Here is a 25,793-nt window from a genome sequence, read left to right on the forward strand (position 1 = left end):
AATCTACTTACTATACTCCACAAATACCCCTTTCTTGGTTCCAATTGTTATCAACTGATACTGATACTTCCGAACCAGGTTTGACATTACCTCCTGATAGATCAATAAGAACTACATCTGCTGCTGCCAAGTAACCACCTCGGTAAATTGGTTGACCTTCCTCATTTACAATATCGTAGGTTAATTCCGAGACTACAGGGGGTAAATCTGGAGAACGATCAAACCGGACTTTAGTAAACAATCCATCTACATAGGTTGCTGTATAAGGGTTGCCAACACCATCCAATCCATCACAAGATAAGGAATATGCTGCATGGGCAAAAGGTAGTGGTATAAAAAGTGTAGTAATAGAAAGTAAGGTAAACGTTATTACTAATGTAGCTACTAACTTAGATATTTGTTGTGGGAACTTATGCCACATACTACTGAAAAACTCAGTTATAAAACTTTTCATGTTTTTTCTTCATTCAAGGACTCAATAAATAGTGAATGTTGATAAAAATACTAGAAAATTACTCTTCCTCAGCAAAATAACAAAATAATTTATCTATATTTATAGTCAGTCAATTAAGCCCAAATTTTATTTGGTAAAAAACTGACTTTAAAAAATACTCAAATTCCATTTTTTTCATCTAATTTTCAAAAGCTAAATAACTTATTCTTGAGACTTAAACTTTGCCTGAAAAAGATTTACGCAAAAGTAACCTTCGGGGTTGGCCAAATAGTATAGAGCTGAAAGTCCATTCAACTTCTTGTAATCTGTAACCAGCTTTATAATAAAGTCTCCGAGCACTATGATTATTTTCTAAGACATGAAGGTATAAGTCACAAAATCCCCATTCCAAGACCTTATGTTCACAAAAATTTAACAACTGTTGAGCAATTCCTAATCTTCTATAATCAGCATCAATAGCCAAATTTGATAAATAAGCATACTCAAAATCATCTAACTGCCAAGGATCTAGGGGTAGAAGTCCATTCTGCTGAAGCGATAAAACTACGTTTTGCTGGCGCGACCGTACACTAATTTCCACAGTTCCCACCAAATCCTGGCCTTCAATCGCAGATAAATCCTCAGTAGACTTAGTATCTTTGACAACCATAGCAACAATACATGAATAATGCTCATCTTTAGAGCGGATACGATTTCGTAAATCTTCGTAAATACTTAGTCGTAAAAAAGGATAAACATAGCTCATAATTCCTTCACGAGAATGAAAACTATTAGTCAAGATTTCGGAAATACTCTTGAGATCCTGTGGTTTAGCAATGCGGATTGAAAATTCAAATTGATGAGATTTTCCGACTTGAGGTTTAACAGACTTTGAGAAAAAAAAGAAAGGATTCACAATACACTCACAAGCTATATCTATATAAACGTCTATAATGAAGTACCCAATTCCATTCATTTTGGGAGATTTCAAAAAATATTATTGCTCAATGGTTTGACTTCCTAATTTATTATAAATTAATTGTCTATACTAAGTTATATCATGTCTGCTTAATTAATGATAAAAAACTTTCTTCTCCTCCTGATATATTGTTGTTTCCCTCTTTTTTACCTACTGAATCCTAACTAATCCCTAATTATTTATAAGTGTTCATCCAAACATGATATTTAGACCTTATTTTAGTATTAGATTTTATTCTGATACTCTGACAGAATTTTCTGAAACAAAATGACTTAAATTTACCTTCAATTATATCTGTGAATTTTAGTAATTATTTTACCTAATATTAAAAAAAATAATTAATGCATCGCAGACTTGAAAATTATTCGTTTTTTTTTATTTATTCTTAAATTTACACTTCAATTTGAGAGAGATATATACTCCTTGAAAAAAGTCATGAAAAGTGGTATGTAGATTTTTTAAAATAATGGCTATCACTTTTGACGATATACTTTATAGTTTCAGCATTTTGCTATTAAGAGCTACTAATAAAAATGAAAGATTAATTAGTCTAATTTATATCATTATCTAAGGTTTTTCCTGAAAAAATGTAGATTTTTTTTTGGTAGATAGAGTGTAGTAAAATGATGTGCTTTCACTAATATTTTTAATTCTCACTAATTCTCTCGAAATTAATTTATATTTCATCTAGCCATAAGCTAGTAGATGACAACTGAAAGCTGAATAGTTGCCTTTTATTATTTGATCAATTAGTTAGTGCATTTTGTCTAAATTAACTTTTTACCAATCTGTTGATATATTGGATTATAAAGATTTCAAAAATCCTTATATTCAAATCTTGAATAGCTAAAATATTTTCTTAGCAGGATGCGTTATTCTGTATTTGGGTATAATCTCATTTTTAAAAATCTGAATATTTTTCTGATCTCATATATTCCCTATTAGGGGTTGCATATTAAGGAATACCCTATTAGGGGTTGCACATTAAGGAATAATAATAGATTTTAAACTGTAAATTTTATTGAAGAAACAGTTATCTAAAAATATCTACTTTTGGATTTAATCATTCCTGATTGTGCAACGCCCCTAATTGTGAAACACCAAAAATCAACCTGACAATGCAGATATTCTGCTAAAATTTAAGATTAAAGCCTAAACAAAGATAAATCTTAAATTTTTGTACGGAAACTGGTTAAGATTAACAGATAACCTTGAGAAGTTTTTCGACAGGTTTTAGTATAATCAATCAAGGGGGTAGTTGAGAACAAAAAAAGGCCACTGATAATTGACTATATGTAGTAAGACTAATATATCGATAAAGATTAAAAATTCATAAAAGATAGACAATTTCGGTGAATTTTGTTCTAAATGTAAACAGTTTTTGTTCTAAATTAAAAAAAATATTAGAAAATCTTCAAGAATTGAATCTTGGGAATAAATACTCATGTATAGATATTATGAACTTAATAGACTGAAGTTTTAATAACAACTATTACCATTGAAGTATCCTTTTTCACTGAAGCAAATACCAAAGTGAAGAAATAGCTTATTGGTTGATTAAATTAGGTAGAAAAGGCCCTCTTTAATCGGTATCTGAAGTGGAATGGAGTTATATCCATACTGTGCCCGAATCAGCACAATTCATCATAACTGCCCTGAAAGCACGGAGAGCGGTGCATGAGTTTGAGACAAAGAAAACTTAAACCGAAAATTTTGGTTGTCGATGACGAACCAGATAATTTAGACCTTCTTTACCGCACCTTTTTCCGAGACTACAACGTGCTGCGAGCCGAAAGTGGGCCAGAAGCGCTGGAAATTCTCGAAAAATCTGGGGTAGTCGCTGTAATTATTTCAGACCAGCGAATGCCCAAAATGAGTGGGACAGAATTCTTAAGTCTTACTGCTGACCAATATCCTGATACTATTAGAATTATTTTAACTGGCTATACAGATGTAGAAGACTTAGTAGAAGCCATCAACTCTGGTAAAGTCTTTAAATATCTGACTAAACCTTGGAATGCTGAGGAACTCAAAGCATTAGTCAAACAAGCAGTTGACACCCATAATGTCCTTAAATCACACACTGACGAACTACGTCGTGCTCTTCAGCAAGAATCTCTCCTATACGCAGTTACCAATACTATTCGCTCTGCCCCCAACTATCGGGAGATGCTCCAGAGGATAGTAGAATGTATTGGCCAAATGTTTGAAGTGAGTTTGGCGATCTGTTGTCCTTTTCAAGATAGTCATGGAGGAGACGAATGGTTTGTTGTTTACCAGAATCAAGAACATAATTCTGAACAAGCAGTAAATAACGATTTGCCTAAAATACCAGAAGAAATTTTCCCTCATATTATCTGGGAAACAACTGATGTAGAAATCATTTCAGATATCCAAAATCACGAAAGGCTAAAAGGAGAGACTGTAGAACTTCAACAACGCCGACAAGCTTACCTAGCAGTGGATATCTGTTCTAGTCTAATTGTGCCTCTATTTTCCCGATTAGACTTAATTGCAGTTTTAGCACTGCACCAGTGTGGGGAATATCGGAACTGGGAAGATCATGAAGTTCAACTCTTAATTACAGTTGCCGATCAAGCTGCTCTAGCTCTATCTCAAGCTCGTGCTTATGAACAACTCAGAAGTCTTGCCCAACGAGAAAGTCTAGTCAATACTATCACTACTGTTATTCGCTCTAGTCTAAACCCTAAAGATATTTTTGCTGCCATCACTCAGCAGTTAGGACAAGCATTGCAAGTAGATGGTTGCGTTCTCTCATTGTGGACGGAAGTCGATGAATATGTTCACTGTGTTGGATTATATGATGCTCAAGCTCAATCCTCACTTAGTGCTACTGAAGCAGATCCTCTACCAGATGAATCTGTAGTTGAGGCAGAAATTTCTAATGATGACGATTTATTGAATTTAATGAATTTACCTCAGTCAGTTGTTCCCATTAGTAGTAATCCTATTTTAATAGAATTGCTAAAAACAAAAAAAACGGTTGCAGTTAGTGATATAAATAAACATCAAGAATTTAACGAAGATCAATTACCTTTACGCTTTAATGCTCGTGCTTTGATGGTAGTACCGCTCACTGTTGATGGAAAAATTATTGGTAGTATTTCTCTGCGCCACAACTCTTCTGAACGCCAATGGGAAACTTCAGAAATTGAACTAGCTGAAGCAGTAGCTTCTCAAGCAGCGATCGCTGTTCAACAATCTCGTCTTTATCAAACCACTAGAGAACAAGCAGAAAGATTACTCGAAGCAGATCGCCTCAAAACAGAATTTTTCCAGAATATCTCCCATGAGTTTCGTACTCCTCTAACTCTAATGATTGGATTATTAGACGAAGCAGTGAACTCCAAACAAGATTTAACTCTAGAATCTGGTGTGATAGCACTGCGTAATTCTCGTCGTCTTTTGAGATTAGTTAATCAATTACTAGATTTGCAAAGACTTGATGCAGGAAGAATGCAGCCTTGTTTTCGCCCCTGTAGTCTTGTCGATCTTTGTCATAATATTGTCGAATCTTTTGCCCTCTACTGCCAGAAAAAAGAAATCAATCTAGTTACAAACTTTAGTGATGATTGGCAACCAGTATATTTAGATATAGAAAAATTTGATAAAGTTATTTACAATTTGCTCTCAAATGCTATGAAATTCACCCCTGCTGGAGGTAGAATTAGGATTTCAATTGAGTCTACTGAAGAACATTTTTTATTACAGGTAGAAGACACTGGTATTGGCATTCGTCAAGAACAAATTCCCTTTTTGTTTGAAAGATTTCGGCAAGCAGAAGGTTCAGCAAATCGTTCTTATGAAGGAAGTGGTTTAGGTTTAGCTTTAGTCAAAGAATTAGTAGAACTTCATGGTGGTCAAATAACTGTAGAATCAGTTTATAGTCAAGGTACTACTTTTAAAGTTTTGCTGCCAATAGGAAGTACGCATTTACCTGTGGCGCAAGTATCAGAAATACCTGCGGAATTTGATGCTACTAAGTTAGCTGTTGAGTTGGCGGATATAGAAGCAGAGTTAGAAGAAGCAGAGGAGTTACAAGCTGTAGACCAACAAGAAAATATTGCTACAGTTAATTCTGGTGATATGGGAGTAGCGACTATTTTGGTGGTAGATGATAATCCAGATTTGAGAAGCTATGTGTCAAGAATTCTGAGAAAATCTAACTTTAATGTGGTGTTAGCTAAGGATGGATCTGAAGGATTTGAAGTTGCACAAATTTATCATCCTCATGTAATCATAACTGATTTAATGATGCCAGTAGTATCTGGTTTAGATTTAATCAAAATGATTAGAGAAGAACAACAATTGCGAGGTACGCCGATTATTTTGTTAACCGCTAAAGCAGATGAAGATACTAGAATTGAAGGGGTAGAAAGAGGGGCAGATGCTTATTTGTCAAAACCTTTTAATGATAGAGAATTGTTAGCAGAAGTCAGAAATTTTTTGGTTTTGAAAGAGAATGAGCGACAGGTGCAAAGGTTGAATTCTTACTTGACAGAATCAGTGTTACGGCGGTTCTTACCACCGGAAATGGTGCAACGAGCAGCACAAGGAGAATTGGCTTTGGATTTAACACCAGAACCAAGGTTGGTCACAGTTTTATTTAGTGATATTGTAGGTTTTACTCGGATGTCAAATATTTTGCAGTCGTCTCGTATCGCAGAATTATTAAATGAATATTTGGCAGAAATGACAAGAGCTATTTTTGCTAATGGTGGTACTGTAGATAAGTTTGTGGGGGATGCTGTGATGGCAATTTATGGCTCACCTGAAGAGTTGACTGCACAAGAGCAAGTGCGACGGGCGGTAGCATCAGCTCAGGCAATGTTGAAAGCTTTAGATCAGTTGAATGAGCGCTGGCAAAGTCTGGGGTTGATTGGAGACAATGGGGTGCCTCCAGTGAGGTTTCGTTGTGGAATTCATCAGGGGAATGCTGTAGTGGGTATGTTTGGTGGTCTAGAGCGGTCTGATTATACAGCTATTGGTCCATCAGTAAATATTGCAGCTCGTTTACAGGAAGCCGCAGAGCCAAATACAATTTTGGCATCAGAAACAGTGGCCCAATATTTGGATAGTCCGATGGTGAAGAAATATGGATATTTGAAGCTAAAAGGCATAGATGAGGATATTTTGGGCTTTGTGGTGAGTCGAAGTCCCATAAGTTAACCTTGATAAGGCCAAAATATTTTTTTCTGATGTAGTTGCAATTTTGAGAAACTGTGCTATATTAATTAAATGACTGCGGGTATAGTTTAGTGGTAAAACCTTAGCCTTCCAAGCTAATGATGGGGGTTCGATTCCCCCTACCCGCTTTGAAAATACTTAACTCTTGGTATTTAATACCACATAATTTTCTTTGTTGTGTTTTTGGTTCCTACAGATATAAAAATAATAGAGTTTTGCTTTTTTTTGAATTTAGCTATTTAAAGCTAATTGGCTAATAACTGATATATATCTGAGTAATTACGGCTTGCTGATTAACTCTCAAAGCCTTTATGTGTAAATGCTTTAGCCTTTTTTGCTCTAAAAAATTGCTAGCTTGTTGATTTATTAAGTTCAAAAACTTAACATTTTGAGCAGACAAGGGCAGAAAAATTAAGGGACAACTCTTCAGACTACCTCCTTTAAATTCCTCTAACTCCTGACTCAGTTCTCCTGACTCCTACCCTCACCTATAAGATTGATTCAGCAAAACCTAATTAGTTATCCTATTGCACTCGCAGTCAGGAGTCAACAGAAATATTTGATTTGAACTCTTGAATTTTTAAATTCATATTCAATATAACATCTCTATTAAGAGGAAGTAATTTTGCAATTACTGTATAACCGGATTTTATATTACGTCTGAATTCTTACCTTTTAATGCTGTATTATAAATTTTTTCATTCTGCTTAACCGACTGCCATAAATCAACAATTGGTTGTGGATAATCTACACCTATTTTAACACTAAATCTATTTTGTTCAACAGGTAATAATTTCCAAGGTTCATGTACTTTAGCAGCAGGAACTTTTCCTAATTCTGGCAACCAATGTTTAACATATTTGCCTTCTGGATCATAATCTTTTGCCTGTTTAGGGATATTAAAATAGCGAAAACCTCGCGCATCATTTCCTACTCCAGCAGTGTAATTCCAATTTCCCCAATTACTACAAACATCATAATCTATTAGTAAAGACTCAAACCATTCAGCTCCCATTTGCCAATTAATTCTTAAATTTTTAGTTAGAAAACTAGCAACATTTTGTCTACCACGATTTGACATAAAACCTGTAGCCAAAAGTTCACGCATATTAGCATCTACTAGGGGAAATCCTGTTTTACCTGCTTGCCACTTTTTAAATTTCCCCCAATCTTCTTGCCAAGGAATAGCTACACCTTGTAAACCAGATTTATGAAATATTTTATTCCTATGTTTTTGACAAATAAATCGGAAATAATCTCGCCAGAGTAACTCAAAAACCAACCAATAAGTTGATTGATTTTTAACTCTTTGATATTCATATTCTTTAACTTGTTCATAAATATAACGAGGTGACAAACATCCTAATGCTAACCAAGGAGAAAATTTAGAAGAATAATTTGCTCCTAGCATTCCATTTCTTGTTTCCTTATAAACTTTTAAACAGTCTTGCTGCCAAAAGTAATTTTTTACTCTTTGCTTCCCAGCAGTTTCTCCGCCTCTAAATTCTAAAACTCTCCGTGAATCTGGTGCTGGTATTTCTAGGTTTAAATCAGATAATTTGGGTAATTCTCCCATATCAATTTCTGGTAAAGATGGTAATTTATTAGGAGTTGAGAATGTAGGATTTACACTAGAATTTTTCTCTACGTCTTTGCGAAAATTGGTAAATAATTCTGGTAATTGTTGAATCTCAAAAGGTAAATCATCTGGATGGTAAAGTGTATGACACCAAAATGATTTTAACTTAACTCCAATTTGTTTTAGTGCTTGATTTACTGCTCTTTCTACTTTAATTTCTTCAGCAGTAACTTCTTGATGAAAAAATACTGATTTAGCAGATAACTGTTGAGCTAGTCTAGGAATTACTATTTCTGGTTTATCTTGAAAAATAACTAAATTACTACCTAATTTTTGCAGACTGTTACGCAAATCAACAATACTTTCTAGTAAAAACTTTGCTCTAAATACGCCTGTTTTAGGAAAGCCAAAATTTGTTTTACTAAATTTCCTTGGATCTAAGCAATAAATGGGAATAATTTGAGCATTAGCTTTTAGTGCTTTATATAGTGGTTGATGATCATGGATGCGTAAATCGTTACGATACCATAATATAATTACGTTCTGACTCATATTAATTTTTGAGGGAATAGGGAATAGGAAAGACCAGAATTTTTGAATAATGCTGATATTCTTGCTCCTTGCTATTATAGTAGGATTATATCAAGTGTGAAAAAATAATTTTACCAATACCCTACCTTTAACACCTAGGCTTTAATGCTATACCTCACAAAAGAATGTTAAAAATAATTTAATTAACAAAAATGGTTAAAATAAAATCTATATTTATACCAAATATCACGCATTGTTCCTATATATTTTTGAAAAGAGATTCGAGGGATTAGAGGGCAAGTATATAAGGTGTATCTTCACTCTTTTCAAACAAATGCTTAAAAATATTGCTCTTAGGTATTGATTACTTAATAACTAAATTATTGAATAATTTATTGCATAATTTTTTAGAATTGGTATTACTCGAATAGAATTGTTTCAGGGTAGAAAATGATAATGATAGCTGCTTCTACTGACTATTGAATACTAAATTTATCACGCCTGGTACTAGCCAATTTTTTTGTTTTTATTTAAAAGTTTTTTATGCAACAAGTTTTTTATAAATAAGATAACCCAGTTTTAAATTTAAACTGGGTTATAATAATAGATGTTTTGTAGAACTAATGACCAATAAAATTTACTATTGTCCATGCTTTGAATGATAAGAACCATAAGAATTAGATAATACTGTCTGATTATTGTCTTGATTTTCTAAGTCATCTGCTAATTTTTCTGCTTTATCTTTGGCTGTTTTGAGAACTTGACGAAGTACCCATGGCGAAATTTCGGGATTGTGTTCTATCTCCCTAATTAAAGTATTTAAGTATTTAGCAATGATTTTTGCTTGTTGATGAGAGTTTTGGGACATAAGTTATATTTTTCCTATATTTGATGATTTATTTTTACTTTAATTTTACTCAAAAAATTTTACATATCCTGAGATAAATGTGCAACTTGGGAAATTTGAACACTATAAAAATCTTAAACTCAGGTGTGATGAAGATTATATATTAACTTTTTTTATGCCAACAACCATAGCATTTAGATTTGAGATATTAACAGAGAATTAAATGGTTGAAGAACGGGTGAAGGAGGAACAGAAACCGATGGGAGATAATTAGGGAGTTTTTAGCAGGATAAAAAATTATCATCTAGTTTGACAAATCATTGAGAAAGGCTATATATAGTCATCCATTGATCAAAATCAACAGTTTAACTTTTTGGATATTATTAATAATTTTTTTCTCAATAAATTAAACTAATCTTTATATATTTTAGGTCAGCTTTTAGCTATTTTATAAATAATGAATATATATTCTCGCTCATCAAGGTCAGTTTTTTCCAATACTTTTAATTCCTCCTTAAATCTCTCAATTGCTTTTTCCTACTGATCAAACAATGAATCATAGCTGATAGCTAATAACGAAATTCCTTTGTAAAAGGCTAGTTTTCCGCCATAACCCAACAAAACAAGATTAATTCTTCTGTCAGTCTTAATATTTGTTTCATCGACAGTCTCTTAATCAAAAAAACAAAACATATTTTTATAGTAATAGTTTTTACTTAAAATTCTGCTCAATTTTTCCAAATCCGGGAAAAAACTCTTTTAATTATTGGGGCATAAGCTACAATATAATAACCACAGCAATTATATTTGAAGTGGTTTCATCAAGTATGGGGAATGAGGGGATTACGTCTAGGAGTCTTTCAGCTTCAATACCAATAATTAACAATTAATTAAGAATCATAGATTTGTTGCTAATTCACTAAAGATAGCTATAAAATCGCATATTTTTTCCTTACTTTGTTAACTATTACCAATTAAATTTATACAAATAATTAGTTTAATCTTTTATAGACATATCAGGGAGAGATAAGTAACAAAAATTAAAAATATTTGATATTAATTTATCAAACTTAAGTTAAATTGAACTGAAATTTAAGATACATGAATTTTTTTTTTCATAGTAGCAAAAATAAGTTAATCTGAAAATATAGCTGGAGAATATATAAAAGACATAGATAAAGTCTAGCAAAAAAGCTATGAATGTTAATCATCAATGCTGAATTATAAAGCATTATGAGGAGGATAATTATGTCAGAAAAAGTCGCTTCAAATGTTAGGAACATTGCCATAGTCGGACCATATTTAAGTGGAAAAACAACACTACTAGAAAGTCTATTATCAACCACAGGAGCAATATCGCGTAAAGGCAGTGTCAAAGATGGCAACACCATTGGCGATGCTAGTACAGAAGCTCGCGATCGCTCCATGACAGTAGAAATAAATGCCGCCAGTACCAAGTACGGCGGCATTCATTTTACCTTCCTTGACTGCCCTGGTTCCATAGAATTTGCTCAAGAAACTAATAATGCTCTCATCGGAGCAGGTGCAGCAATAGTTGTGTGCGAACCAGAACCAGCGCGCGTTCTCACCCTCGCCCCACTATTAAAATTTCTTGATGACTGGGAAATTCCCCATATAGTTTTCATCAACAAAATGGATCGGGTATGCACGGACGAAACCCACTGCAAATCTAACTTTACTCAAGTATTAGAAGCACTCAAAACAGTCTCCAACCGCCCTATTGTTCCCCATCAATACCCCATTGCTAAAAATAATCAATTAATTGGATTTATTGACTTAGTAACTGAACAAGCTTATCATTATCATCCAGGAGCGCCATCAGATCCTGTAGCAATTCCTGAATCTCTGAAAGCAGAGGAACAGGCTGCCAGAGAAAAAATGCTGGAAGAGTTAGCTAATTTTGACGATCATTTATTAGAAGAGTTGGTGGAAAATATTGAACCACCTAAAGAAGAAATAGTTGCTGACTTAAAAATGGAATTAGGTGCAGATTTAATTGTACCTGTATTTGTAGGAGTAGCAGAAAAAGATTCTGGTGTGCGTTCTCTCTTAGACGCTCTAGTACGAGAAACTCCAGCACCAGTAGAAACGGCAAAACGTCGAGGTTTAAAATCAAATTCTGAAACACCTATTGCCCAAGTCTTGAAAACCTACTACACTCCTCAAGGCGGCAAACTTTCTTTAGTTCGGGTGTGGGAAGGGGAAATTACTGATGGCATGACTTTAAATGGAGTTCGCATCGGTGGAATGTATCAGTTGATGGGTGAACAAACAAAAACTTTACAGTTCGCTCAAACTGGAGAAATAGTTGCCCTCAGTCGGATGGAAGGTATCGACACAGGCGAGACTTTAACTACAGATGCAAGTCTGAAAACTCAGTTGCCCAAAGCAGCAGTATTACCTCCTGTTTTTGCCATGGCGATCGCTCCTGAAGACCGCAAAGATGAGGTGAAAATGAGCAGTGCTTTAACAAAGTTGCTGGAAGAAGACCCCGCATTAAAATGGGAACAACATGGCGATACTCACGAAGTCATCTTTTGGGGTCAAGGAGAAATTCATCTACAGGTAAGTTTAGACCGTTTGCGCCGGAAATATAATGTTTCGATGAAAACTCACTTACCCCAAGTTCCCTATAAAGAAACTATTCGCAAAAATACTACTTCTCATGGTCGTTACAAACATCAAAGTGGCGGTCATGGGCAATTTGGGGATGTGTATTTAGATATTCAACCGTTGCCAAGAGGGTCAGGTTTTAATTTTAGTCAAACCATTGTCGGTGGAGTAGTGCCGAAGCAATATATTCCTGGTGTGGAAACAGGAGTGCGGGAATATCTCGAACATGGTCCTCTTGGTTTTCCAGTGGTAGATGTGGCGGTCACATTGACGAATGGTTCGTATCATTCAGTGGATAGTTCGGAGCAAGCATTCAAGCAAGCAGCCCGGGTAGCAATGCAGCAGGGAATGAGTGACTGCCAACCAGTATTGTTAGAACCTATTGCTTTAGTGGAAATTTTTGCACCCAGTGAGTTTACCTCAAAAGTTTTGCAGTTAATTAGTATCCGTCGCGGTCAGATATTGGGTTATGAAGGTATGACTGACTGGAAAGGGTGGGATAAGACTTCTGCTTATTTAGCTTTTTCAGAAATGCAAGATTTAATTGTGGAGTTGCGATCGCAAACAATGGGAGTCGGTTGTTTTAATTGGCAGTTCGATCATTTACAAGAAATGCCAGATAAGTTAGCTGAAAAAGTCTTAACAAAGAATGGTAATACGAATGGTAATGGTAATGGTAATGGTAATCGTTAAACTGTTTATATAGGTAACTCAAAACTAAAACAGCTTGATTATTAAAACTAATTAACTAGACTATCACTAGTATTACAGCACTTTTGAGGATGGTGAGGTACACTTGAAGAGTAATCTCTCTTCACCCCGTGAGCTAAAGTGATCAAACTTTGTACCTCACTAACTCCGAAACTGCTGTAAGTGCGGTTAATTAGTTATTTAAAAAGTAAAATTGAATTGATACTTTCAGAATTTTTACTGATATAAATAGCCAAGTTTTTTGACTTTTCAACGATCTATATAGAAACAAATATTATTCTCGATTGAATGATTTTTGACAATAGCTAAAAAAATCCAAATAATCAGAATATTTTAAATATAAAAATTAGGTCTCTCAGAAAAAGCTAATTTTTCAGCCATATCATATCCAGATAATTAGTTATAACAAAAACTTTGTTTGTAGTTTTGCTCTAGCCCGAACATAAATATTTGAGGGGCTAGAGCAAAACTATGATCCTAATTACTAAGTGTTTTAGTGAACATGATATTAATTAATAGAAAATTTTTTCAAGTATATAGATTGTAAAATTTTGTTTCATTTCCAATCATTAGGGTTGCCCTCAATTTATAAAGGGGTTAGCATACATAATGCTTCATAAATAAGAGGACTCGGAATTCCGGTTAGGAATTAAATCCAAAAATTACAATATGTCTAAGACTTATACTGTTGAAATCCACCACCAAGGACAAACTCACACTATAGAAGTGCCAGAGGATAAGAAAATTCTAGAGGTTGCTGAGGAGGCTAAACTAGATTTGCCTAACTCATGCAATGCTGGGGTTTGTACTACTTGTGCAGCTCAGATTATTGGAGAGGGTACTGTAGACCAAAGTGATGGTATGGGAGTTAGTCCAGAACTCCAAGATGAAGGTTATGTATTATTATGTGTTGCTTATCCTCGGTCTAATTTAAAGATAGAAACTGGCAAGGAAGATGAGGTTTATAAGCGTCAATTTGGTTCTCCATAAATAGCTTTGCAGAAGGAAAGCACGACACGAATTTTTCACAGGGATGTTATAGATGGGAAAAGTTGGTAAAACTAATCAATAAATACTTAATATTTATACTTGATTATTCCCCAGTCAGCATCCTTGTTATCCTGAAAATTTGCTTCTTTTTTTGTGATTAAACAGTTAAGTATGCTATATATTTTTTTATAGCTTTAATTTTAAATATAAGCAAGTATTAACTAATTAATTATATAGTTGCTATAACCAAAAAATAAGGTCTCAAGCCTCTCCTGTTAAGGGTATAAAAAAATAAACTTCAGTATTTTAAGCCTCTGGATTTAGTGGCCTATACTGATAATTGATAACTGATAATTGATAACTGATATGACTACTCATTTTATTAATGCTGAAATTGACCTACAAGAATCACCAGCAAAACTCAATCAAGAAATTGAAAAAGAGTTAGAAAAACGCGGAACTCCTTTACGTTGGGCAGTCACAAAAGTAGACACAGAAAAACAAAAAGCTCATGTAGAAGCTGTAGTAGTTGAGGAAAGAAATCTAACAACTAATTCCTAATTATTTGTTAATATTTTTGGATAATTCCTCGCTCTCAAGAGCGGGGTCTAAATTTAGGTATCTCTACAAAAGAATAGAGGTACGTTCCTACAAAGGTTATAGTTTTAATTTTGTGGTTCATCTACTTAAAAACTGCTATAACAATTAAAATAGAAATTACTTTTAACCTTTGACTTTTGACTTCACACCACGTCCTTATACAGCAGTATTAATTATTCCCACTGGTATTGGTGCATCTATTGGTGGTTATGCTGGTGATGGTTTGCCAGTAGCACGGGCGATCGCGCAAACCTGTGATATTCTGATAACCCACCCCAATGTGCTGAATGGGGCACAACTTTATTGGTCATTACCTAATGCTCTCTATGTAGAAGGATATGCTCTTGATAAATTTGCTCAAGGATGGTATGGATTACAACCAGTACATCAAAATCGAGTAGGTTTAATTCTTGACCAGGCCATTGAGCCAGAATTACAACTGCGCCATTTACAAGCTGCCGATGCTACAAGAGCAACTTTAGGTCTCAATCTCACAGATTACATTGTGACTGACTCCCCATTAGAAGTACAACTACGAAAGTCTGAGTCTGGCGCATCCTGGGGCACAATAGCTAATCCTGATAGCTTGCTACGAGCAGCACATACCCTAATTCACAAAGCAAAGGCAGAGGCGATCGCTGTTGTTGCCAGATTTCCTGATGATGAAGGTAGTACAGCATTACAAGAATATCGTCATGGTCAAGGAGTTGATCCCCTGGCAGGAGCAGAGGCAGTTATTAGTCATTTAATTGTCAAAACTTTTCAAATTCCTTGCGCCCATGCTCCTGCTTTGTTGCCTCTACCCCTAGACCCTAACTTATCACCTCGGTCTGCCGCAGAAGAAATTGGTTATACATTTTTGCCTTGTGTTTTGGTTGGTTTGAGTCGTGCGCCACAGTTAGTGAAATTAAAGGAGAGTTTGCCACTTCCTAATAGTATCTGGGCACAACAAGTTGATGCGGTGATTGTACCTGCCACAGCTTGTGGGGGTAGTGCGGTGATGAGTTTCAGTCAAACTAAAGCACAAATTATTGCGGTGAGAGAAAATAAAACCCAGATGCAGGTATCACCCGAAAAGTTAGGTATCAAGGCATTGGAAGTAAATTCATATTTAGAAGCGTTAGGAGTTTTGGTTGCTGATAAGGCAGGTATTAACCCGAAGGTTTTAAAACCAGAAATATTATCAATTCCTAGAGTTCAGTAATATAACACTACGCGCAAGTCAAAAGTCAAAAATAAAAAGTCAAAAGCTTTACATAACTGAATTTGAGTATTTATAAATGTCCTAACCTATCTGTCTGGTGCTAATAGCTTTAAGCTTTTCCGTTCCGGAATGCTTCACAAACAGCTATTAACTTAAGCAAAAACTTCTGACTTCACTATGAGAATTACTATACAATAGTTAGAGTAGAGAACCTAAAGTCTATTTGATAGCTGACAAGTGACAGAAAAAATTCCTGAAAACCCGGAGATAGAACCACTAACTCGCATACAAGTGTTAGTAGCAATGGGAGTAACAGCATTAGTATTACTGGCAATCTCTAAAATATGCCTGCTATTTGGTGTAAATTTATTGCCTGTAAGTTGGAATCTGAAGGCGTTGTTTTGGGGAATAGCGATCGCCCTAGGTATTACTACTGCCAGTGCTATAATTTACCGCATTTGGCCAGCTTATCGTCGTAGTGCAGATACATATTTAATGTTAGTTCTATCTCCGCTATTATGGCCTGATTTAGTCTGGTTGGGTCTACTGCCAGGATTAAGTGAAGAATTACTATTTCGAGGTGTGGTCTTATCTGCCTTGGGATTGGATACAGTAGCATTAGTTGCCTCAAGTGTTTTCTTTGGTGTTTTACATCTGAGTGGTAGGCAACAATGGCCTTATATGATTTGGGCAACAATAGTTGGTCTTGTGTTGGGATATAGTGCTTTGGTAACAGGTAATTTATTGATACCAATTATTGCCCATATTTTGACAAATTTGATTTCCAGTAGTGTGTGGAAGTGGGAACATAATTAACAGAAGATAAGAAAAAGGTTAATAATGTAAGTATGTCCGTGCCACAATACTCCCCAAACAGCTGGCTCGCGGTCAGCTTTTAGCTGTTTCATAAATAATTAATATACACTCTCCCTCGTCAAGGTCAGTTTTTTTCAATAGTTTTAATTCTCTTTAAATCTATCAATACTAATCAGGCAATAAATTAATAAGTACTAGCACGTCAAGCTTAAAGTGGTGGAATAGATTTTTGATGTCAAGCTTTGAAAAATAAGCATTCTACCAATTTCCTAAAGTAACATTTAAGGCTTGACACGGCAGTAAGGCTTACTGATTAAATCTAAAAGAATTGGCAGATAAATGCTTTAGCCTTTGCATATTCTCTAAAAGTACAAAGTTTTTGCGAACCATAGCTGAAAATACTTAGATTTTGAGCAGACAAGGGCGGAAAAATTGAGGGACAAAATATCCGACTACATCCTCTGTAATTCCTATCTCTCATAACTCATAACTCCTGACTCATGGCTCCTGGCTCCTGGCTCCTACCCTCACCCATAAAACTTTTTCAGCAAACCCTAAGTAATAGCTGAAGTTTGTAGTTCCTTTGTAAGAAGCTAACTGAGGGCTAAATTATTACATTAGTTTGTTTTGTTAGGTTGATCTTACGGATAAGCTGGGCTAACCCTTTTGCTCTATCCAAACTACTCAGTAGTGCTATAACTATTAGAGGATAATACAAGATTGGATATCACTGCAGAATTGTTACGTAATAATTAATAATAATTATTAATTAAAGTTTAAATTTTCTCCTTGAAAGGAGAAATAAAGAAAATTTTTCCTTTTATACCAGTTTCAAAAAATACTCCTACATGAAGTTTTTGTTAGTAGTTACAGGCAACCTTAGTTTAGTAAGACCATAAAATTAGATATCTCCAGAAAATAAACTTGCCCTTTATTTAACATAAGCTAGAGTTGTAAAAGTCGCTCACAAAATAATTTTTTGTACCTTTTCAAAAGATATTCCCTGTTGCCTGTTGCCTACTATACGGAAAAAATCTATATTTTATTCAGAGATATATATTAAATATCGATGGTTTCTCCTGTTCCCTACTCCCTATTTCCACACCGTAAATATTTATCTCATGAATGTGGTATTAGTCATACCAATACTTTAAAAATTATAAGCTTGGCGGAGATTCACCCTTACTAAAAAAGATCAGTTAAGGAGTATTTATTTATATCATAAAGTAGTAGTTATAATTACACTTTGCCTGTTTTCTTGAATTAGAAAATACTATACTTTATCCAAATTTAACTATATCTAAATAATTACACTTAATCTGGCTACTTGGTGTACAAGCTATGTTGCAAATAGGAAATAATTTTAGTTATGATTATTTCCTGATTCTTATTTCTTTAGGTAGCATAACTAAATTCTTCATCCGAAATATCCCTAGTATTAAAAATTAATCTAAATAAAGGTTTTACTATTGGCATTTATAGACAAGTTAATGTTAGAAATGTGATAGTCGAGGGAATAGTAATTATTTTTGAACCCCCCTTATTTGCCATTATGAGATTATGCACCACTTAATACGACAAACAGCAAACCAGAGGGAGGAAATCCCAAAAATGAAACAGAGGCCAATTAACACAAACACCTATGATAGTTCAACTCTCCCCCTAGGCCATCAAGATTCAGAAAAACATGGAACTTACAATCAACTTTGCCAATTCATCAAACATATACCTGCTGCTATGGCAATGTTAGACCAAGAAATGTGCTATCTAGCTGCTTCTGGTATGTGGTTACAATATTGGCAACTAGAGTCTAGTGAAATTATTGGGAATCTGCATTACCAGGTATTTCCTAATCTCCCATCATCTTGGCAGGGACAAGCTGAAAAATGTTTGGTAGGAACTATTGGCCAATTTGAGTTAGAACATCCAATGACTGCTACCAATGGATCAATACTATGGGTAAAATGGAAAGTCAAACCTTGGCATACAGATGAAGGTATAATTGGTGGTCTAATTATCTTTACAGAAGAAATAACTCCTGAGAAACAACTAGAACAACAACTAGAATTAACTAAGTTAGCAACTGACAATGCTGCTGATGCTATTTTCTGGATAACTGTTAATGGAGAACTATACTATGTAAATAAACAGAGTTGTAATTTCCTGGGATATTCTGAATCTGAATTACTTCAGCTAACAATTTTTGACATTGACCTAGGATTATCCAGGGAAGTTTTGCCGACCTATTGGCAACAAGTTAAAAATCAAAATTCTCTGAGGTTTGAGTCTGATTTTCGTACTAAAACAGGTCATATTTTTCCTGTAGAAATCAATGTCAATTATTTAGAATTTAATGGTAATGAATATCAATGTGCCATTGTGCGTGATATTTCTCCGCAAAAGAAAATTAATCTAGATTTACGAGAAGCTAAGGAACAATTCCAAGCTGTTTTAAATGCTGTACCAGGATTAGTTTCATGGATAAGTGCAGATTTACGATATTTAGGAGTTAATCAACATTTAGCTAATGCCTACAATTTACCTATTGAAAGTTTTATTAATCAAGAAGTAGGATTTTTACAGACTAGCCCAGAATTTAACGATTTTGTTTATGACTTTTTTGCTAAGGCAGATTTAACTAATGTTAGAGAAGTGAAAGCAAACGTTAGGGGAAAAACTAGAATTTATTTAATAGTTGCTCAAAAATATTATCGGGATAAAGCATCATTACCAGCGGCAGTTTTTGTCGGTTTAGACATTACAGAACGTTTGGCAATGGAAGATTCACTACGCCATGGTCAGGAAAAATTCCGCCAACAAACTGAACAACTAGAGGAAACTTTACAGAAGTTAAACTCGGCTACTACTCAATTAATTCAAAAGCATAAAACTTCTATATTGGGGCAAGTTGTGGCAGGTGTTACTCATGAAGTTAATAATCCTGTTAATTTTATTTCTGGTAATATTGGTTTGGCGATAAATTATGTTCAAGATTTGTTGTACTTGATAGATATGTATCAGCAAAATTATCCTCATCCTCTACCAGAAATTGAGTCGGAAATTGAAGATATAGAACTAGATTTTATTCAAGAAGATTTGCCAAAATTATTGGGTTCGATGATGATAGGGGCAGAACGAATTAGAGATGTAGTTAGATCGCTACGACAGTTTTCTGGATTAGAAGCAGAATCTATAAAAACAATAGATATTCATAAAGGATTAGAAAGTACACTCTTAATTTTGCAAAATCAGTTTCAAGGAAAAGGAAATTGCCCTGATATTAAGGTGGTTAAAAATTATGGGAGTTTACCCTATGTCGAATGTTATCCTGGAGAGCTGAATCAAGTATTTATGCACATTTTTACTAATGCTATTGATGCAGTGGAGGAAAAATACCGAAATTTAAATACAAAAAAAATTAACTCTCAACCATTTGAACCAGAAATTTTAATTACTACAGAAGTTAAAGATAATTATATAGCTATTGCTATTGCTGATAATGGAATAGGCGTGGTTGAAGAAGTATATAGCCGGATATTTGAACCTCTATTTACTACGAAAAAATCAGAAAATAGTATGGGTTTGGGTTTGTCAATTTCCGAAGAATTAATTGTTGATAAACATCAGGGTAAGTTGTCTTGTAAGTCCCTGATTGGAGAAGGAACAGAATTTATGATTGAAATTCCGATTAAGCTTTCTCTCTCTGATCGGCAATGAAAATGAAAATTTATTTGTCAGGATTTTAGTAGAATCATAATTAATCACTATCTAATATGTTTAAATAGTGACATAAAAAATTACTGAGAATAATTTTAAGATAAATTTTTGACTATAGCTAGGACAAAATTAACTGTTAAAAATGCAACTCCTAGGAGAAGGATAAAAAACAATGTCACACTAAAAATAGACTTAATTTGTTTCATTGGATTAACCTGATTTTTCGGATATAATAGGGTGATTTAAAACCATAATTGGAGAAAATTGTAGGTTGTAGGTTTTAGGTTAATAGTTTAATTCTGGAAATGTCAATGATATAATATTAATCATATTCACAAAAAATTATGAAAATAATTGGGTCTCCCAACCCCGCCTTGATTGGCGAAATATTTTTGTCGGGTGGCTCACTCATCCCCGTGACAAAAACAACTTATGACTTCTGACTTCGTTTAAAGATAGTGCCGATACTTCTAGAATGAAACAGAAAATGCTTGTGAGCAAATGTTACTAAATATGGAACGGAATCAAGATTCATTGCTAAGGAGAGCTGTGAAGCAAACTTTTTACAAAAAGCATTGGCTCAATTTGGCAGAGTATGCTTGTATAATTGGTTCGGCATTGGGTGCTTTTGGGGTGGCAGCTTCGGGACAAGCATTTTACGCAGTAGCCCCTATGACATTGGCCTTATCTCTGAATGTGGCTAATAGATACCGATTTGAACAGCAAATGCTATTATCTCAAAAGTCTGAGATAGGAGAAATTCAAAGCTCAGTAGAAAAGCTAGAAAAAAATGCTGTCAAGGTGATAGTAAAACTTCGTCAACAGCTTTCTACAGAAATTGAATCAGTTCGTGAAAAATTCTCTACTGAATCAATACAAGCTGTGGACTCAGAAATACAACAGCAACTAACTGCGCTAGAACACTCAGCTTCTTCTGTACAAAAAAGTTTAGCATCTGTAGATAAAAAAGCTATGACTACAGATGATTGGGAAATAGTAAATGGCCGTCTTTTGGTAATTGAGGAAGCGATCGCCAATCTTCAAAAGGATATGGAAGTATTGGCCAAGGAGCCTCAAAAAGATATATCCCAGCTTCAGGCCAAAATTGACGATCTGGAAATACAAAATACACAGGTGGTAAAACCTCATTTGAAACGCCTAATTACCCTTGTCAGGCAATTACAACATGCAAATTATTCAAACTCATCATCCCATCAGTCTGTAATTTCCAAGCAACCCATCAGAGAAATTACAGGGGAATCAGTAAAGCAATCTGAAGGTAGGTTTTAAACCGTTTCACCGAACTAAAAAGCGAGTGCATAATTCTGAGGAAACCTCAGAATGCAAGACGTACTCAAGACAGTTAAAAGTTAAAAGTAAGATTTAATAGACAGAAAACTTTGACTTTACAATAGTTTCAAGCAATTATTTGACATGATAATTTTGAAACTATTTGTGATATCTTGAAAGTGAAATGATATAAGTATAAAATAATTTTAAATTTGTGTTATAAAAAAGACTATAGTGTTTCTCATGCCGTTGGAGATACACTTATATTTATTTCTATTCTATACCCTGTTCCCTGTTTCCTCAAGGAAATGAATTTTGTACCTTACTAGTATGGGAATTGCTATAACAGTTTTTAATAAAATAAACTTACCAGGAAATAAGGTTAATCGTCTTCCCTGAAAAGGGGATAAAAAAAAGAGAATTCAGTATTTCAAACCTCCCTATTCCAGGAGGTACTGATAACTAATAATTAATAACTGATAACTGAAATGACTGAACCATTTACCCTAATATTTGATGTTGATGGCACCTTAGCAAATACAGAACGAGATGGCCATAGAGTAGCTTTTAATCAAGCTTTTGCTGAAGCGGGGTTAGACTGGGAATGGTCAGTTTCTTTATATGGAGAATTGTTGACAATCGCTGGTGGCAAAGAACGGATTAATTTTTATATTAATCAGTATCAACCAAAGTTTTCATCATCAATTCCACTGCCAGAATTAATTTCTCATCTACACGCAAGTAAAACAAATTATTACCAAAAATTATTAGGAACAGGTGCTATACCATTACGCCCGGGAGTGAAAAGATTATTAACAGAAGCACGAACTAACAAAATGCGGTTAGCGATCGCTACTACTAGCGCTTTACCAAATGTGACGGCATTATTAGAGCATACCTTGGGGAAAGAAAGTATTTATTGGTTTGAAATAATTGCTGCAGGAGATATAGTTCCAGCAAAGAAACCTGCACCAGATATTTATTATTATGTATTAGAAAAAATGAAGATCCAGGCAGATAATTGTATTGTATTTGAAGATTCACATCACGGTTTACAAGCTGCTTTGCAACCAGGATTAAAAACAATTGTGACAGTTAATGATTATACTAGGAATCAAGATTTTACTGGGGCAGCTTTAGTATTAAATCATTTAGGAGAACCAGAAATACCATTTACCAGTCTAAGTGGAGAGACTAAAGGTATAACCTATTGTGGTCTAAAATTAATACAATCTCTCCTCATAATTGATAATTAAAGAAGATAACAATTGCTTTTTCGTGCTTGAATAAGCTTTTAACTTCTCGTATACGTTGTCATTAATCAATCATTATATTAATGAAAAAAATTATTACTTGAGAAAATTATCTGATTTCATTGGTATTATTCATAACTTTAAACGCCAAAAACTTAATCAATTTAATTATTTGTAAGATAAAATCTGATTTCTTTTCTAGTTACGCTACAATGTTTAAATACAAAATGAAATGATGAGGATATCAAGATAAACCGCGTATGAGCGCTAATACAACACTTACAAAAAAAACATTACTAATTGGTAAGGGATTACCTCCTTTTGAATCTATCAAATCAGAAGATGTAGTACCTGCAATGACAGAACTACTAACAGAATTAGAACAAGAACTAACCAACTTAGAAGCAACAGTTAAACCGACCTGGAATGACCTAGTAGAACCTCTACAAAAATTAGTAGATCGTTTAACTTGGAGTTGGGGAATAATAGGACATTTAATGGGAGTTAAAAATAGTCCTGAACTACGAAAAGCTTATAATGAAGTACAACCAAAAGTAGTAGAATTTTCTAATAAACTAAATCAAAGTCAACCTCTTTATCAAGCCTTTAAAAATTTAAACAATAGTGATAGTTGGGAAAACCTAGATTCAGGACAAAAACGCATAGTTGAAGCTGCTATCAGAGATGCAGAACTTTCAGGAGTAGGTTTAGAAGGAGAAAAACGAGAACGCTTCAATAGCATTCAACTGGAACTAGCCGAACTTTCTACCAAATTTTCTAATAATGTTCTTGATGCCACTAAAGCTTTTAGCTTAACATTAACGAAAAAAGAAGAAGTAGACGGTTTACCACCCAGTTTATTAAGTCTAGCAGCTCAAGCTGCCAGAGACGATGGAGCCGAAAACGCTACACCAGAAAACGGACCTTGGCGTATCACCCTCGACTATCCTAGTTTTGTACCCTTCATGCAGCACAGCAAACAACGGGAGTTGCGAGAAAAACTTTATAAAGCCTTTATTAGCCGTGCTGATAGTGGAGACTTAAACAACTATCCTTTAATTGAACGAATTTTAGACTTACGCCAACAAAAAACAGAAATTTTGGGCTTTAATAGTTATGCAGAACTAAGTCTTGCTAGTAAAATGGCTCCAGGTGTGGAAGCAGTAGAAAAACTATTGGAAGAACTACGCAGTGTTAGTTATGATGCTGCTGTCAAAGACTTAGAAGACCTTAAAGCTTATGCTGCCAGCAAAAATGCTCCAGAAGCAAATGACTTTAAACATTGGGATACCAGTTTTTGGTCAGAAAGACTCCGGGAAGAAAAATTTTCCTTTACAGCAGAAGAGTTGCGACCATATTTCCCACTGCCACAAGTTCTAGATGGGTTATTTGCTTTGGTCAAGCGGATATTTGGCATTAATATTACTGCTGCAGATGGGGAAGCACCAGTATGGCATGAAGATGTAGGCTATTTCCAAGTTAATGATGAAAATAACACACCAATTGCTTATTTTTACCTTGATGCTTATAGTCGCCCCGCGGAAAAACGAGGTGGTGCATGGATGGATGAATGTATAACTCGCGCTAAAATTGTAGAGAATGGTCAAACTAATTTGCGTTTACCTGTAGCCTATTTACAATGTAACCAAACACCACCTGTAGATGGTAAACCTAGTTTGATGACTTTTAGTGAGGTAGAAACTCTGTTCCATGAATTTGGGCATGGTTTACAACATATGCTGACAACAGTGAACTATGCAGGTGCAGCAGGTATTAATAATGTAGAGTGGGATGCGGTGGAGTTACCTAGTCAGTTTATGGAAAATTGGTGTTACGATCGCTCCACTTTATTTGGAATGGCAAAACACTACGAAACAGGAGAGACTTTGCCAGAACATTATTATCAGAAACTTTTGGCTGCCAGAAATTATATGAGCGGTAGTGCAATGTTGCGTCAGTTGCACTTTGCCCTAGTTGATATTGAACTCCATCACCGTTATCAACCAGGTGGGGCAGAAACAGTTGTGGATGTGCGTAAGCGTGTTGCTCAAACTACTACTGTTTTACAACCATTGCCAGAAGATTCATTTTTATGTGCGTTTGGGCATATTTTTGCTGGTGGTTATGCGGCTGGTTATTATAGTTATAAGTGGGCGGAAGTATTGAGTGCCGATGCTTTTGCTGCTTTTGAAGAAGCTGGTCTGGAAAATGAACAGGCGATCGCTACTTGTGGTAAGCAATTTAGGGATACAGTTTTAGCATTGGGTGGTAGTTTGCATCCGATGGAAGTGTTTAAAACTTTCCGAGGTCGGGAACCTAATACTGAACCTTTGTTAAGACATAGTGGTTTGGTAGCTGCGGCTTAACCTGTAGGCAGTGTGGGGAGTAGAAGACTGGAAGATATGCAAGCTCCATGAAGACAAACTAACTTTCCTCCCACACCCCCCTCGCTCAAAAAATCAAGGGAATAAGTAGGGACGTAGGGCAAACGCATCTAAATTCTGGAACCTTCTACTGTTAAGCTTTAGATGAGTGATAAGCATAAATACGCAGAACCCTAAGATCCTTACCCTGTTAGAACTTCAAAATAAGATGCGTTTTCCCTGTGGGGGGTGTAGTGGGAGTGCTCTGCGCTCCCACTACACCCTTTCCATTCTTAATAAGCATTTTCTTTGAATTGAAGTACTATTCAGTTTCCTTTCAGCAAATTCCTTTATAGAACCCCTAAGAGATCTATATAATTATGCAAGTTAAGTCTATTCGTGCATCAAGAATGAGGAAAAATTATCTCAAGGAGTGTTGAATTTTTTTTATTATTTCTCCCCACATCTTCCCTCTTTCCTCTTTCCCAATTATTAATTATTAATTATTAATTATTAAATAATTCTGGTTTAAAGCCTCCCCTTGGATAGGGGAAAAAGCGGTTGAGGGATGGCGAGGTTTCCTCGCCATATCCAATCAACCAAGAGAGCGGTCGGAAAGCCGAGCAGTCCGTAGGATG

General features: G+C 34.9%; 14 protein-coding genes and 1 tRNA gene. 11 read left to right on the forward strand and 4 right to left on the reverse strand.

From position 1 onward, the window contains the following. Positions 1-10: 10 nt before the first annotated feature. Entirely contained in the window at positions 11-454 is a 444-nt protein-coding gene (locus ACP6PL_RS13515) for a hypothetical protein (RefSeq protein ID WP_426545779.1), read from the reverse strand. A 214-nt stretch (positions 455-668) separates the two neighbouring features. Beyond that, complete coding sequence (locus ACP6PL_RS13520; protein ID WP_426545780.1) at positions 669-1,409, reverse strand: GNAT family N-acetyltransferase; 741 nt, start codon at positions 1,407-1,409, stop codon at positions 669-671. Positions 1,410-3,089: 1,680 nt separating this feature from the next. Between ACP6PL_RS13520 and ACP6PL_RS13525 the strand changes: the two genes are divergently transcribed. Beyond that, complete coding sequence (locus ACP6PL_RS13525) at positions 3,090-6,602, forward strand: response regulator (RefSeq protein WP_426545781.1); 3,513 nt, start codon at positions 3,090-3,092, stop codon at positions 6,600-6,602. A 75-nt stretch (positions 6,603-6,677) separates the two neighbouring features. After that, positions 6,678-6,748 (forward strand) — tRNA-Gly (locus ACP6PL_RS13530). Between the two features lie 521 nt (positions 6,749-7,269). Here the strand turns inward: ACP6PL_RS13530 and ACP6PL_RS13535 are convergent. Together ACP6PL_RS13535 and ACP6PL_RS13540 are read right to left on the reverse strand one after the other, a co-directional pair. Further along, positions 7,270-8,751, reverse strand: a complete 1,482-nt coding sequence (locus tag ACP6PL_RS13535) for a DASH family cryptochrome (RefSeq protein WP_426545782.1) — start codon at positions 8,749-8,751, stop codon at positions 7,270-7,272. Between the two features lie 619 nt (positions 8,752-9,370). Continuing rightward, positions 9,371-9,598 (reverse strand): hypothetical protein, encoded by a 228-nt coding sequence (locus ACP6PL_RS13540; protein WP_426545783.1) that lies wholly within the window; start codon positions 9,596-9,598, stop codon positions 9,371-9,373. 1,227 nt (positions 9,599-10,825) lie between these two features. On the opposite strand from ACP6PL_RS13540, the gene ACP6PL_RS13545 reads away from it, so the two are divergent. From ACP6PL_RS13545 to ACP6PL_RS13585, 9 genes are all read left to right on the forward strand, one after another. Then, a complete protein-coding gene (locus ACP6PL_RS13545; protein WP_426545784.1) occupies positions 10,826-12,904 on the forward strand; it encodes an elongation factor G in 2,079 nt (692 codons plus the stop codon). A 687-nt stretch (positions 12,905-13,591) separates the two neighbouring features. Beyond that, a complete protein-coding gene (locus ACP6PL_RS13550) occupies positions 13,592-13,912 on the forward strand; it encodes a 2Fe-2S iron-sulfur cluster-binding protein (protein ID WP_426545785.1) in 321 nt (106 codons plus the stop codon). A 366-nt stretch (positions 13,913-14,278) separates the two neighbouring features. Further along, positions 14,279-14,473 (forward strand): hypothetical protein, encoded by a 195-nt coding sequence (locus tag ACP6PL_RS13555; RefSeq protein ID WP_426545786.1) that lies wholly within the window; start codon positions 14,279-14,281, stop codon positions 14,471-14,473. 169 nt (positions 14,474-14,642) lie between these two features. Further along, on the forward strand, positions 14,643-15,716 hold the full coding sequence (locus ACP6PL_RS13560) for a DUF3326 domain-containing protein (RefSeq protein ID WP_426545787.1): 1,074 nt from the start codon (positions 14,643-14,645) through the stop codon (positions 15,714-15,716). A 237-nt stretch (positions 15,717-15,953) separates the two neighbouring features. Further along, a complete protein-coding gene (locus tag ACP6PL_RS13565) occupies positions 15,954-16,532 on the forward strand; it encodes a CPBP family intramembrane glutamic endopeptidase (protein WP_426545788.1) in 579 nt (192 codons plus the stop codon). A gap of 1,611 nt (positions 16,533-18,143) precedes the next feature. Continuing rightward, positions 18,144-20,249, forward strand: coding sequence for a PAS domain-containing sensor histidine kinase (locus tag ACP6PL_RS13570; protein ID WP_426545789.1), 2,106 nt, complete (start codon positions 18,144-18,146; stop codon positions 20,247-20,249). Between the two features lie 501 nt (positions 20,250-20,750). Further along, positions 20,751-21,539 carry a hypothetical protein gene (locus tag ACP6PL_RS13575; protein ID WP_426545790.1) on the forward strand — a complete coding sequence of 263 codons (789 nt, stop codon included), beginning with the start codon at positions 20,751-20,753 and terminating at the stop codon, positions 21,537-21,539. Positions 21,540-22,027: 488 nt separating this feature from the next. After that, positions 22,028-22,795, forward strand: coding sequence for an HAD family hydrolase (locus tag ACP6PL_RS13580; protein WP_426545791.1), 768 nt, complete (start codon positions 22,028-22,030; stop codon positions 22,793-22,795). Between the two features lie 257 nt (positions 22,796-23,052). Then, entirely contained in the window at positions 23,053-25,158 is a 2,106-nt protein-coding gene (locus ACP6PL_RS13585) for a M3 family metallopeptidase (protein WP_426545792.1), read from the forward strand. The last annotated feature ends 635 nt before the right edge of the window (positions 25,159-25,793 follow it).

It is taken from the genome of Dapis purpurea BLCC-M126 (assembly GCF_050015975.1).
Classification (GTDB): Bacteria; Cyanobacteriota; Cyanobacteriia; order Cyanobacteriales; family Microcoleaceae; genus Trichodesmium.

Coding starts and splice junctions, on each gene's coding strand:
- ACP6PL_RS13515 (WP_426545779.1), bottom strand. CDS start 454: ATGAAAAGTTTTATAACTGAGTTTTTCAGTAGTATGTGGCATAAGTTC.
- ACP6PL_RS13520 (WP_426545780.1), bottom strand. CDS start 1,409: ATGAATGGAATTGGGTACTTCATTATAGACGTTTATATAGATATAGCT.
- ACP6PL_RS13525 (WP_426545781.1), top strand. CDS start 3,090: ATGAGTTTGAGACAAAGAAAACTTAAACCGAAAATTTTGGTTGTCGAT.
- ACP6PL_RS13535 (WP_426545782.1), bottom strand. CDS start 8,751: ATGAGTCAGAACGTAATTATATTATGGTATCGTAACGATTTACGCATC.
- ACP6PL_RS13540 (WP_426545783.1), bottom strand. CDS start 9,598: ATGTCCCAAAACTCTCATCAACAAGCAAAAATCATTGCTAAATACTTA.
- ACP6PL_RS13545 (WP_426545784.1), top strand. CDS start 10,826: ATGTCAGAAAAAGTCGCTTCAAATGTTAGGAACATTGCCATAGTCGGA.
- ACP6PL_RS13550 (WP_426545785.1), top strand. CDS start 13,592: ATGTCTAAGACTTATACTGTTGAAATCCACCACCAAGGACAAACTCAC.
- ACP6PL_RS13555 (WP_426545786.1), top strand. CDS start 14,279: ATGACTACTCATTTTATTAATGCTGAAATTGACCTACAAGAATCACCA.
- ACP6PL_RS13570 (WP_426545789.1), top strand. CDS start 18,144: ATGAAACAGAGGCCAATTAACACAAACACCTATGATAGTTCAACTCTC.
- ACP6PL_RS13575 (WP_426545790.1), top strand. CDS start 20,751: ATGTTACTAAATATGGAACGGAATCAAGATTCATTGCTAAGGAGAGCT.
- ACP6PL_RS13580 (WP_426545791.1), top strand. CDS start 22,028: ATGACTGAACCATTTACCCTAATATTTGATGTTGATGGCACCTTAGCA.
- ACP6PL_RS13585 (WP_426545792.1), top strand. CDS start 23,053: ATGAGCGCTAATACAACACTTACAAAAAAAACATTACTAATTGGTAAG.